We start from the raw sequence: 13100 nt of genomic DNA on the forward strand, positions 1-13100 counted from the left end.
CGCCCCTTTCCCCCTGCCATGGCAAAGGTGTAGCCCCATGCGCATCAAATGCCCCCTTTGCGGGGATCGGGATTTGCGGGAATTCACCCCCAAGGGCCATATCACCCATATGCAGCGCCCCGATGCGGATGCCGGTGTCGAGGCCTGGGATGACCACCTGCACCTGCGCGACAACCCCGCCGGGCCAACGCGGGAATTGTGGTTTCACACCGCGGGCTGTGCCGCCTGGCTGGTGGTCGACCGCAACACGGTGACCCATGAGATTACCGGCGTCACCCTGGCCCGTGATCTGGCAAAAGCGGGGGCCGGGCATGCGGATTGAAAACCGGGGCTTTGTGAACCGTGACAGGCCGGTCAGCTTCCGCTTTGACGGGCAGGGTTTCAGCGGCTTTGAGGGCGATACCCTGGCCTCGGCACTTTTGGCCAATGGTGTGAAACTGATCGGCCGGTCGTTCAAATATCACCGGCCGCGCGGCGTGCTGACTGCAGGCTCGGAAGAACCGAACGCCCTGATGGAGATCGGCAGCGGCGCACATAAAACACCCAATATCCGCGCCACCATGCAGGAAATCTTCGACGGGCTGGAGGCCCGCAGCCAGAACCATATCGGCCCTCTGGCCCATGACCTGCTGGCGGTCAATGATCTGCTCTCCCCCTTTCTGAGCGCCGGGTTCTACTACAAGACCTTCATGTGGCCCCGCGCCTTCTGGGAAAAGCTTTATGAACCGGTGATCCGTCGCGCTGCGGGCCTTGGCGCGCTGTCGGGTCAGCCCGACCCGGACCGCTATGAAAAGGCGTTCGCCCATTGCGATCTGCTGGTGATCGGGGCAGGCCCCGCCGGGTTGATGGCCGCGCTGACCGCCGCAAGGGCCGGGGCCGATGTGATCCTGGCCGATGAGGCCGCACAGCCCGGCGGGCGGCTTTTGTCGGAGCGTGAAGAGATTGACGGGAAACCGGCCGCCCTGTGGGTCGCGGAGATGCTGACTGCCCTGCGGGACACCGGCAGCATCCGCATCATGCCCCGCACCACTGTGACCGGCGCCTATGATGGCGGCACCTATGGCGCGCTGGAACGGGTCGGTCAGCATGTGCCGGGCAACAATCCCGACCTGCCGGTGGAATGTTTCTGGCGCATCCATGCAAAACAGGCGGTGCTGGCCGCAGGCGCGCTGGAACGCCCCATCGCCTTCCCGATGAATGACCGCCCCGGCATCATGATGGCCAGCGCCCTGCGCAGCTATCTGCACCGCTACGGGGTGGCGGCGGGGCGCAACATCACGCTTTTTGCCACCAATGATGATGCGCACCGCACCGTGCGCGACCTGATCGAGGCGGGTATTCCCGTTGCCGCCGTGATCGACAGCCGCAGCGATGCACAGGCGCAGGGCGATTACAGGCTGATCGCCGGCGGGCAGGTGATCGGCACCAAAGGCCGCCACGGGGTCAGAGAGATCACCATCCACCACAATGGCAGTGACACGCAGATCGCCACGGATTGCCTTGCCATATCCGGCGGCTGGAACCCCTCGGTCCATCTGACCTGCCATATGAACAGCCGCCCGGTCTGGAACCCTGAGATCATGGGCTTTGTTCCCGCCGAGGGCGCGGTGCCCGGCCTGACCCCTGCCGGGGCCTGCAACGGCATTTATGCCACCCATGCCTGCCTGCGCGAAGGTGCGCAGGCCGCACTCACTGCCCTGACAGCGCTTGGCAAAGCCGCGCCTGAACCCGATATTCCTGCGGCCAGCGACCAGACCGGCAGCAGCAAGCCGCTTTGGTATGTGGAGGGCAAGGAGCGCGCCTGGCTTGATTTCGCCAATGACGTGACCACGAAGGATGTGAAACTGGCGGCGCAGGAAAACTTCCGCTCGGTCGAACATATGAAACGCTACACCACCCAGGGCATGGCCCCGGATCAGGGCAAGAATTCCAATATCGCGGCGCTGGCGCTGCTGGCGGATGCCACCGGGCGCGGCATCCCCGAGACCGGAACCACAACCTATCGCCCGCCCTATGTGCCGGTCTCGATCAGCGCGATAGCCGCAGGTGCCAGGGGCAAGGGCTTCGCACCCGAGCGGATGACCACCTCGCATGAGGCCACGTTGCAACGCGGCGCACCGATGATCGAGGCCGGACTGTGGTACAGGCCCGGCTATTTCCCCGCGCCGGGGGAAACCAGCTGGCGGCAAAGCTGCGACCGCGAGGTGAGGATGGTCCGCCAAAGCGTCGGCATCTGCGATGTCTCGACCCTGGGCAAGATCGACATTCAGGGGCCGGATGCAGGCACGTTCCTTGATTTCGTCTATGCCAACAGCTTTTCCACCCTCAAACCCGGGCGCGTGCGGTATGGGCTGATGCTGCGCGAAGACGGGCATGTGATAGATGACGGCACCACCGCGCGGCTGTCGGATACACATTTCGTGATGACAACCACCACCGCCGCCGCCGGACCGGTGATGGCGCATCTGGAATTCGTGCATCAGGCGCTGCGCCCTGATCTGGACCTGCGCTTCATCTCGGTGACGGAACAATGGGCGCAGTTTGCCGTGGCGGGCCCCGAAGCGCGCGCCCTGCTGAACACCATCCTCGATACGCCGATCGACAGCGACACCTGGCCCTTCATGGCCTGCGGGCCGGTTCGGGTTCATGGTGTCGAGGGGCGGCTTTTCCGCATCTCCTTCTCGGGCGAACATGCTTATGAGATTGCCGTGCCTGCCCGCTATGGCGATGCGCTGTTCCGCGATCTTCTGGCCCGGGCCGAAACCATGGGCGGGGGCGCCTATGGGATGGAGGCCCTGAATGTGCTGCGGATCGAGAAAGGGTTCATCACCCATGCGGAAATCCATGGCCGCACCACCGCGTTTGACATTGGCATGGGGCGGATGATCTCTGCCAAGAAGGATTGTATCGGCAAAACCGCCGCCGCGCGGGCGGGCCTGACCGGGCCGGATCGGGAACAACTGATCGGCCTGAAACCGGTTGGAGAGGTGAAACAGCTGACCGCAGGCGCGCATCTGTTCGATCCCGGTGCCGACCCGGTGCGCCTCAACGATCAGGGCTATGTCACCTCGGTCTGCTACTCCCCCACTCTGGGCAGCTATCTGGGGCTGGGTTTTCTGAAAGACGGGCGCGCGCGCCATGGCGAAACCGTGAAACATGTGGACCATCTGCGCGGTGTCGAAACGCTCTGCACAATCTGTGACCCGGTCTTTTTCGACCCTGAGGGAGGACGCGTTCGTGGCTAGCCTGATCGCAAAACCCGCCGCCTCCGGCCTGTTGCCGCGTCAGATCGGCACTGTCACGCTGAGCGAAGAGACGCCCGGGGCGATCACCGCGCTGATGCCTTATGCGGGCCAGACCCGCGCCACCTCAACCGCGCTGAAAACCGCCCATGGGCTGAACTTCCCGGGGCCGAACCGCAGCACACGCGGCGAGAATATCACCGCCTGCTGGTCGGGCATGGATCAGGCCTTTCTGATCGGTGGCGCACCCGATCCCGCATTGGCGGCAACCGCCGCGCTGGTGGATCAGACAGATGCCTGGGCCGTTCTGCGCCTTGAGGGGAAGGATGCCGCCGCCACTCTCGCCCGGCTGACACCGCTTGACCTGCGCAGTGCCGTCTTCAAACGGGGCCATACTGCGCGCAGCCTGATCGGTCATATGTCTGTATTGATCACCCGCACCGGCGCGCAAGGCTTTACCATCCTGATCTTCCGATCCATGGCCGCAACCGCGGTGCATGAGCTGGAGACCGCAATGACCGGCATTGCTGCCCGCGCAGCGTTGGAAACATAGAGAAAACCACCTGATTCCGCTCTAAATCCCGCGCCGTTGCATCTCCAGTGCGCGCACATCATGTTCGAAATCAATCCGTTCCTGCGAAAAATTGGAGGTTTCCGCTGTGCGGTTGCTCCAGGTTTGGGTCTGATTGGTCAATTGCGTATCGGTCAGCCCCTGAATGCTGTTCACCCGCCGTGTTTTCCAGGCGTCACCGCGATTGCCGACAGGCATATCCAGCGCCATATCCTCGATACTGCGTCCCATATACCGTGATTGGAAAACGATATCGGCCTCGGTCAGACTGGAAGATGTCTCTCCCGCCAGATCCTCGACCTCGGTTGCGATATTGGCCCAGGCAGCAAGGCCCAGGCCCATGACAGCAGCCGTCAAAACCATCCAGTCGACGGTCACGGCACCGGTTTCATCGGTGCAGAATTCAACGATAGGTACGCGGGTATACATCTGCCTCACAGATATTTTGTTCAGGTCGCTGTCATCGACAGGCACCCTTTCGCAAACCGGGCCCCTGTTATGGTTAATCACTGCTTAAGAAAGAAATGTGGCCAGACTATGCCAGCAATCCATTGGTTCTGTGGAGTTTTTAAAAGCGGTTTGCGCATTACAGGAGGCAACCCCATCGAAACCCGCGTTCGACCCGAAGGGGAGGGGCAGCGGTTTTCGATACAGATCAAACGCAAACCGCTTTGAGGTGGAATTCTCCGGAATTCCGCGTGGAAAACTGGAGTTTTCCACCCCTGCGGCGCATCTGGCAGCACAGCGCTTCGCGTGAAATCTGATACAGACCACATCTAAAGTACCCCGTCTTAAACCTGCATCACCGATGCCCTGCCACGCTTTCGGCACTCTCGGGATATTGGCGATACGTCATAACTCAGGTTAATGGCGGGGTGCTTTATGCCATTATCCCATTGTTTCTATGCAGTTTTTATCCCAAACTCGAAATGGATATCCGGGTCACCGCCTGTGTCTGGACTTCGCCCATCCCCGCCCCAATACTTAAAGGCATGAGTCTGCCCCCCGGTTTCCTTGATGAACTGCGCACCCGCATTTCCCTGACCCAGGTCGTGGGGCGCAAGGTTGTGTGGGACAGTCGCAAATCGAATCAGGCCAAGGGCGATATGTGGGCGCCCTGCCCGTTCCATCAGGAAAAGACCGCCAGTTTCCATGTGGATGACCGTAAGGGGTTTTATTACTGCTTCGGGTGTCACGCCAAAGGCGACGCGATCGGCTTTGTCAAAGACACCGAGAATGTGGGCTTTATGGAAGCGGTCGAGATTCTTGCCCGCGAGGCCGGCATGCCAATGCCCGCGCGCGACCCGGAGGCCCGGGAAAAGGCCGATCACCGGACCGAACTGACCAAAGTGACCGAGGCCGCGCTGGCCTGGTTCCGCCTGCAACTGAAAACCGCTGCGGGCGGGGCGGCCCGCGATTATCTGACGCAGCGCGGGCTGGATGAGGCTGCGCTGGACCGGTTCGAGATCGGCTATGCCCCCGCAGGGCAGAACACGGCCTTTCAGGCGATGGCCGACAAGGGCCTTCCGCCCGAGAATATCGTCGCCGCCGATATCGCCCGCGAACCCGATGACGGGCGCGCGCCCTATGACGCATTCCGTGACCGGATCATATTCCCGATCCGCGACGGGCGCGGACGCTGCATCGGCTTTGGCGGGCGGGCGATGGCCGCCGATGCGCAGGCAAAATACCTCAACAGCCGCGAGACCGCGCTGTTCGACAAGGGCCGTGCGCTGTACAATCACGGCCCCGCGCGGGAGGCCGCAGGCAAGGGCCAGCCGCTGATCGTGGCCGAAGGGTATATGGATGTCATCGCCCTGGTCCGGGCCGGGTTTGAGGCAACGGTTGCCCCCCTTGGCACCGCGATCACCGAAGATCAGCTGCGCCTGCTGTGGCGGATCGCCGATGAACCGGTGATCGCGCTGGATGGCGACACCGCCGGACTGCGCGCCGCAATGCGCCTGATCGACCTGGCCCTGCCCCTGCTGGAGGCGGGCAAATCGCTGCGCTTTGCGCTGATGCCCGACGGGCAGGACCCGGATGATCTGCTTCGCGCCAAAGGCGCTGTGGCGATGCGCAAACTGGTCGAGGGCGCGCAGCCCATGGTGGATCTGCTGTGGCGGCGGGAAACCGATGGCAAGGATTTCGACAGCCCCGAGCGCCGCGCCGCGCTGGACAGGACCCTGCGCAACGCCATTGCAAAAATACAGGACCCGTCGCTGCGGCGTCACTATGGCGAGGCGATCAATGATCTGCGCTGGCAGTTGTTCAAAGGCAATCGCACCATGCCGGGCCGGGGCGGGTTCAGACCGAAAACCGCAACCGCCCCGGTTGCGGCAACCCGCGCCTCGGCTCTGGCGGCGGGCTCCCTAAGTGATGCGGACCTGCGCGCGGCGCTGATACTGACCACGCTTTGCCATTATCCGGGCCTGATCGACCAGTTCGAGGCCGATCTTGAGCGTCTGGCCCCGCGGAACCCCGATCAGACCCGGCTGGCACAGCATGTGCTGCACACAAATGCCCGCGATACGGACAGCCTGAATGCCGAACTTGATAGTGCAAATTTGACACAAACCCTTGAAACCCTGTCTTCCCTTGGCCATGTGCGCATCGCACCCTTTCTGCGCCCTGATGGCGATGCCGAACAGGCCGCGCTGTGCCTGGCAGAGGAATTCGCCAAACTGGCCGCCCGACGCGGCATCGACCATGAACTGACCGAAGCTCTGGAAGATCTTGAGACAACCGAAGAAGACAGCCACCTGTCCTGGCGCCTGAATCACGCCATCCAGACCCGGCATCGCGCCGATCATCCCGAGCCGCCGGAAACTGCGGATCAGGGCGAAGATCGCGCCGCAATGTCGGCCCATCTGCGTGACTTGATAGATCGGCGCGCATGGGAGAAGAAAAAAAGGTGATATGGGTGTGCGAATCAGTGATTCGCGCTAAGACATCAATTGACGCCACGGGTGCGAATCACCCTGTAGTGAAAGGAAATCGCGTATGGCCAAAGATACGGATGATCGCAAGCAAGACGGCGACGAGGCGGAAATCAGCCTCGATATGAGCCAAACCGCCGTCAAAAAGATGATCGCCGAGGCGCGCACGCGGGGCTACATCACCTATGATCAGCTGAACACGGTTCTGCCGCCGGAACAGGTCAGTTCCGAACAGATCGAAGATGTGATGTCGATGCTGTCGGAAATGGGCATCAACATCATTGAGGATGACGAGGCCGAAGACAGCGACGACAGCAAACAAGGCACCGATGTGGTTGAGGCCTCGACCTCCCGCGAGGTGGCGGTTTCCGCAACCGAGACCGAAAAGCTTGACCGCACCGATGACCCGGTGCGCATGTATCTGCGCGAAATGGGCTCGGTCGAGCTGTTGTCGCGTGAAGGCGAAATCGCGATTGCCAAGCGGATCGAGGCCGGCCGCAACACGATGATCGCGGGCCTCTGCGAAAGCCCGCTGACCTTCCAGGCGATCACGATCTGGCGCGACGAATTGCTGGACGAGGATATCCTCCTGCGCGATGTGATCGACCTTGACGCAACATTCGGGCGCACGATGGAAGGCGAGGAAAGCGTTGAACCGGTCGTGCCTGCGCCAGTGTCGAACGACAATGCCGCGCCCGCCAAACCCAAAGAGGAAGCGCAGCAGGAACTGGATGCCGATGGCAACCCGATCACCCGGGATGACGATGAGGATGATGAGGACGAACAGGCCAATATGAGCCTGGCGGCGATGGAGGCCGCGCTGAAACCGCGCGTGCTTGAAACCCTGGACCTGATCGCGCGCGATTATGTGAAACTGTCTGAGATGCAGGATCTGCGGATCTCGGCCACACTGAACGAAGACAGCAGTTTCTCTTCCAAGGAAGAAAAAGCCTATCAGAAACTCCGCTCGGAAATCGTTGAGCTGGTGAATGAGCTTCACCTGCATAACAACCGGATCGAGGCGCTGATTGACCAGCTTTACGGGATCAACCGGCGGATCATGTCGATTGACAGCGGAATGGTGAAACTGGCCGATCAGGCCCGGATCAACCGCCGGGAGTTTATCGAGGCCTATCGCGGCTATGAACTTGACCCGACCTGGGTTGACCGGATGGCCGACAATGCCGGTCGCGGCTGGCAGGCGCTGATGGAACGGTCGCGCCCGAAGGTGGAGGAACTGCGCGCCGACATGGCCCAGGTCGGCACCTATGTGGGGCTGGATATCAACGAATTCCGCCGGATCGTGAACCAGGTCCAGAAGGGCGAGAAAGAGGCGCGTCAGGCCAAGAAGGAAATGGTCGAGGCCAATCTGCGTCTGGTGATCTCGATTGCCAAGAAATACACCAACCGGGGCCTGCAATTCCTTGATCTCATTCAGGAAGGCAATATCGGCCTGATGAAGGCGGTGGATAAATTTGAATACCGCCGCGGCTATAAATTCTCCACCTATGCCACCTGGTGGATCCGTCAGGCGATCACCCGCTCGATTGCCGATCAGGCCCGCACGATCCGTATTCCGGTGCATATGATCGAAACGATCAACAAACTGGTGCGCACCGGCCGCCAGATGCTGCATGAGATCGGCCGCGAGCCGACCCCGGAAGAGCTGGCCGAAAAGCTGCAAATGCCGCTGGAAAAAGTGCGCAAGGTGATGAAAATCGCCAAGGAGCCGATTTCGCTGGAAACCCCGATCGGCGATGAGGAAGACAGCCAGCTTGGCGATTTCATCGAAGACAAGAACGCGGTTCTGCCGCTGGACAGCGCAATTCAGGAGAACCTGAAAGAGACCACAACCCGGGTTCTGGCCAGCCTGACCCCGCGCGAGGAACGGGTGCTGCGCATGCGCTTCGGCATCGGCATGAATACCGATCACACCCTGGAAGAGGTCGGCCAGCAGTTCAGCGTGACCCGGGAACGGATCAGACAGATCGAGGCGAAGGCGCTCAGGAAACTGAAACATCCAAGCCGGTCACGGAAACTGCGGAGTTTCCTGGATCAGTAGAGCCGAACTCGAAGCCTGTGGTCTTCATTTTCATGTTCAAGGCAATTCAAGAATTGCAGTTTTTCCCGCGAACTGCGCCTTAGGTTTCTCCTGCCATTTGAGCTCTAAAGTGACAGGTATGGAAAACGCCTTTGATAAAGAAGAGATATTTTTGCAAGCGCGAACTGCATCTACGCCTTGGAAGGAGAACCCCGCAGAAGGGACAAAGCGATACCCATTGAGGCTTTTCTCTCCGTCAACAGTATTCAAGGTCAATGCAGCCTCAACATCAAGCTTTGAGCTTTTTGAAACCGCGAGAACAATAATCTCTTCCAAAACATCATTCCAATAACGCTTCTTTACGGGCTGATCAATTATCGAACCTGATATGATATCAGTAAAGCTGACGTTTGGAAGGTCATTTACCCCAAACTTCATAGTAACCCCCGTAGGGGACTGTAGTTGAAGGTTGCTCACTAGTTGCGGCTTGTAGGCCTCTTTATGCTCGTCAAGAATTTTATCCAATACTGTCGATGTTGTATCCTCAAATGGAACAGCAAGGGATTGAAGATAAGTGTACGCTTCATTGGATATTTTAACGGACTTCATTTGCCTTCTCCTGATTTGATATCATATCAGTTATATACCTGCCAGGTGCGATGTCAATACCTGATACAGTATCAATCTACGCTTTGTTCAAAATCGACCGCCCTACCCCCGCAACCAGCCCAGCATCTCTGCTGCCGCCGCATCCGGGCTGATCTCTCCGCCTGCAACCTGCGCCGCCGCTTTGGCCATTCTCCGCGTCACTTCCGGGTCGCTCTGCAACCGTGCCAGCAGCCCGCTGCGCACCTCCTGTTCGAACCAATGCGCGGCCTGTTGCGACCGCCGCGCCACCCAATGGCCTTGTGCCTTTCGCCACTCCGCCAGCGCCTGCATTTCATCCCAGGCCAGGTCCAGCCCCTCAACCTCCCAGGCCGAAACCGTCATCGCCTTCGGAAACCCTTCCGGGTCCTGCGCCCGTTTCCGCATCAACCGCAATGCGCCCGCGTAATCCGCACAGGTCCGCGTCGCCGCCGCTTTCAGCTCCCCATCGGCCTTGTTCACCAGAATCAGATCGGCAATCTCCATGATCCCGCGCTTGACCCCCTGCAATTCATCGCCACCCGCAGGTGCCAGAAGCAGCACGAAAAGATCGCACATCTCGGCAACCATCGTCTCGGACTGCCCGACGCCCACGGTCTCGATCAGCACCAGATCAAACCCCGCCGCCTCGCACAGCGCCACCGCCTCCCGGCTGCGGCGGGACACGCCGCCCAGATGGGACAGGGACGGGGAGGGGCGGATAAACGCACCGGCCTCCCGGCTCAGCCGCTCCATCCGGGTTTTGTCCCCCAGAATCGACCCGCCCGACCGGGTCGAGGACGGGTCCACCGCCAGCACCGCCACTTTCAGACCCTGCTCCACCAGCATCATCCCGAAAGCCTCGATAAAGGTGGATTTCCCCACCCCCGGCGTGCCCGACAACCCGATCCGCAGCGCCTGCCGCCCATGGGTGCCAAGCCGGTCCAGCAAGCCCGCCGCCTCGGCCCGGTGATCGGCCCGGGTGCTTTCCACCAGAGTCACCGCGCGGGCCAGCGCCCGCCGCTCCCCCGCAAGTATCCGCTCTGCCAGATCACCCGTTCCTGCCATCATCAACCGGTTGCCCCTTGCCGCCACAGTTCCAACATGCGCCGCATCTCGGGCACCCCCACTTCTTGCCCGCATGCACAAGGCCCTGTCCAGTGCCGAGCGCCGTGCCCCGGCCCCTCTTTCGGTTGACGCGGCGCAAGGCGCAGTCCCTTTATGGGCCGATGCGGATCATCAGGCGACCATAAACCCATGCGGCTTCCGATCGAGGATATTCTGCCCAGTCTTCTGAACGCATTGCGCCAGCAGGGCCGCGCCGTTCTGCAAGCGCCCCCCGGGGCGGGCAAGACCACACGGGTGCCCCTTGCGCTTCTGGAAACCGGGGCGTCACCGGGCCGCATTCTGATGCTGGAACCCCGCCGTCTGGCCACCCGCGCCGCCGCTGAACGGATGGCCGAAACCCTTGGCGAAAAACCCGGCCAGACCATCGGCTATCGCATGCGCGGTGACAGCGCGATTGGCAAAACAACCCGGGTCGAGGTGGTGACCGAAGGCATCCTGACCCGCATGCTGCAGGACGCCCCCGACCTGCCCGGCATCGGCACCGTGATCTTCGATGAGTTTCACGAACGCTCGCTGAACGCCGATCTGGGGCTGGCGCTCACATGGGAAGTGCGGCAGGCCTTGCGCCCTGATCTGCGCATTCTGGTCATGTCCGCCACGCTGGATGCCGCCCCGGTGGCGGAACTGCTGGATAAGGCACCGTTGATCTCCTCTGCCGGGCAGGCCTTTCCGATTGAGACAATCTGGCGCAGCCGCCCGCCCCCGAAAGAGGCCCGTTTTGAGGCCATATTGGCCGATCTGATCCGTCAGGCCCTGTCCGAGACCGGGGGCGGCGTGCTGGCCTTTCTGCCGGGCGAGGGGGAAATTCGCCGCACCGCCAGTCTGCTGGCGCCGCATCTGCCCGCCGATACCCGTCTCCATACGCTTTACGGCGCGATGAAACCGGCCGATCAGCGCGCCGCGATCCACCCCGCCGCCTCGGGCCGCAAACTGGTTCTGGCCACCGCCATTGCGGAAACCTCGCTGACCCTGGCCGATATCACCGTGGTGGTGGATGGAGGGCGTGCCAGACGCGCCCGGTTTGACCCCTCCTCCGGCATGTCGCGTCTGGTCACCGAGCCGGTCAGCCGGGCCGAGGCGGACCAGCGGCGGGGCCGCGCGGGCCGCACCGCCCCCGGTATCTGCTATCGCAACTGGACCAAAGGGGCCGAAGGCGCACTGCCCGCCTTCCCCCCCGCCGAGATCGAGGCCGCCGATCTCTCCGGCCTGGCCCTTGATCTGGCGCTTTGGGGCAGTGCCGAGGGGCTCGCCTTCCTCACCCCCCCGCCAGACGCCGCCCTGACAGGCGCCCGCGCGCTTCTTCACGATCTGGGCGCGCTGGATGCGGAAGGCCGGATCACCGACCATGGCCGGAAGCTGGCGAAACTGCCGCTGCACCCGCGCCTGGCCCATATGCTCAGCCTCGGGGGGCCGGGATCGGCCAGACTGGCGGCTCTGCTGGCCGAACGGGACCCGATGCGCGGTCAGGGCAGCGATCTGATGCAGCGCCTGCGCGCCCTGACCGGGACTGCCCCGGCAGAGATTGACCGCGCAGCCCTCACCCGGATCAGGGCAGAGACCAAACGCCTCACCCGCTTTGAACAGGGCCCCGCCCATGACCCCGCAGAACAGGCCGCGCTGGCCTATCCCGACCGTATCGCGCTCCGCCGCACGCCAGACGCGCCGCGCTATCTGCTGTCCGGTGGCAAGGGTGCCACCCTGCCCCAGACCGACCCGCTGGCCGGTCACCGCCTGCTGGTGGTCACCGATCTTGACGGCAACCCGCGCGAGGCGCGCATCCGGCAGGCACTCCCGATCCGCGAAAGCCAGATCCGCAGCCTCTTCGCCGACCGGATCGCCTGGCAGGAAAGCTGCCACTGGTCCCGCCGGGATCGCCGGGTGCTGGCCCGCAAACAGGAACGGCTCGGCGCGCTTGTTCTGGGAGACAGGCCCTGGCCCGACGCCCCGGCGGAGGCCCTGACCAGCGCCATGATCGAAGGTATCCGCGATCTGGGTCTTTCCGCGCTGAACTGGACAAAACCCGCCCGGCTTCTGCGCACCCGTATCCGGTTTTCCGGGCTGGCCGATATGTCCGACCCGGCGCTGCTGGACAGTCTGGAGGATTGGGCGGCACCCTATCTCACCGGTCTCACCTCCGCTGATGATCTGACCCGGCTGCCCGTCACCGACGCGCTCACCGCCTGTCTGGGCCGGGACCGCCAGATGCAGCTGGACAGGCTTGCGCCGGCCAGCTGGCACACCCCGCTCGACCGCCGGATCGCCATTGACTACAGCGGCGACACACCCCAGGTCGCCTTGCGTCTGCAAGAGGTTTTCGGCACCACCGAACACCCGAAAATCGGCCCCAACCGCCTGCCGCTGAAAGTCACATTGCTGTCGCCTGCGGGCCGTCCGATCCAGATCACCACCGATCTGCCCGGATTCTGGACCGGCTCCTACGGGGATGTGCGCAAGGATATGCGTGCCCGCTACCCCAAACACCCCTGGCCCGAAGACCCGCGCCAGGCCGACCCGACCCTGCGCGCCAAACGCAAGCCCTAAAGCACCCTGCCTTAAAC

The 13100-nt window shown here is 62.4% G+C and carries 9 protein-coding genes; 6 read left to right on the forward strand and 3 right to left on the reverse strand.

Features of this window, described 5'->3' with window-relative positions; genetic code table 11:
- Positions 1-37 precede the first annotated feature (37 nt).
- The 3 genes from E2K80_RS08920 to E2K80_RS08930 are packed head-to-tail and all read left to right on the forward strand — an operon-like array spanning position 38 to position 3795.
- Positions 38-322: a sarcosine oxidase subunit delta gene (locus tag E2K80_RS08920; protein ID WP_135374683.1), complete on the forward strand. Its 285-nt coding sequence runs from the start codon at positions 38-40 to the stop codon at positions 320-322.
- Complete coding sequence (locus E2K80_RS08925; RefSeq protein WP_135374685.1) at positions 312-3245, forward strand: sarcosine oxidase subunit alpha family protein; 2934 nt, start codon at positions 312-314, stop codon at positions 3243-3245. The genes E2K80_RS08920 and E2K80_RS08925 overlap by 11 nt, the downstream gene beginning before the upstream one ends.
- Positions 3238-3795 carry a sarcosine oxidase subunit gamma gene (locus tag E2K80_RS08930; RefSeq protein ID WP_238475703.1) on the forward strand — a complete coding sequence of 186 codons (558 nt, stop codon included), beginning with the start codon at positions 3238-3240 and terminating at the stop codon, positions 3793-3795. The genes E2K80_RS08925 and E2K80_RS08930 overlap by 8 nt, the downstream gene beginning before the upstream one ends.
- 21 nt (positions 3796-3816) lie before the next feature.
- Here E2K80_RS08930 and E2K80_RS08935 read toward each other — a convergent pair whose 3' ends face one another.
- Positions 3817-4242, reverse strand: coding sequence for a hypothetical protein (locus E2K80_RS08935; protein ID WP_135374689.1), 426 nt, complete (start codon positions 4240-4242; stop codon positions 3817-3819).
- A 563-nt stretch (positions 4243-4805) separates the two neighbouring features.
- On the opposite strand from E2K80_RS08935, the gene dnaG reads away from it, so the two are divergent.
- Together dnaG and rpoD are read left to right on the forward strand one after the other, a co-directional pair.
- On the forward strand, positions 4806-6728 hold the full coding sequence (gene dnaG, locus E2K80_RS08940) for a DNA primase (protein WP_135374691.1): 1923 nt from the start codon (positions 4806-4808) through the stop codon (positions 6726-6728).
- Positions 6729-6813: 85 nt separating this feature from the next.
- The gene (gene rpoD, locus E2K80_RS08945) at positions 6814-8811 is read left to right on the forward strand and encodes an RNA polymerase sigma factor RpoD (protein ID WP_135374693.1); all 1998 of its coding nucleotides are present in this window, start codon (positions 6814-6816) and stop codon (positions 8809-8811) included.
- 36 nt (positions 8812-8847) lie between these two features.
- On the opposite strand, the gene E2K80_RS08950 is transcribed toward rpoD, so the two are convergent.
- A complete protein-coding gene (locus E2K80_RS08950) occupies positions 8848-9399 on the reverse strand; it encodes a T4SS efffector SepA family protein (RefSeq protein ID WP_135374695.1) in 552 nt (183 codons plus the stop codon).
- A gap of 102 nt (positions 9400-9501) precedes the next feature.
- A complete protein-coding gene (gene meaB, locus E2K80_RS08955) occupies positions 9502-10485 on the reverse strand; it encodes a methylmalonyl Co-A mutase-associated GTPase MeaB (protein ID WP_238475704.1) in 984 nt (327 codons plus the stop codon).
- A gap of 186 nt (positions 10486-10671) precedes the next feature.
- Here meaB and hrpB point away from each other — a divergent pair, with 186 nt between their 5' ends.
- Positions 10672-13083 (forward strand): ATP-dependent helicase HrpB, encoded by a 2412-nt coding sequence (gene hrpB, locus E2K80_RS08960; RefSeq protein ID WP_135374697.1) that lies wholly within the window; start codon positions 10672-10674, stop codon positions 13081-13083.
- The last annotated feature ends 17 nt before the right edge of the window (positions 13084-13100 follow it).

The organism is Rhodophyticola sp. CCM32 (assembly GCF_004751985.1).
In the GTDB taxonomy this organism is placed as follows: Bacteria; Pseudomonadota; Alphaproteobacteria; order Rhodobacterales; family Rhodobacteraceae; genus Rhodophyticola.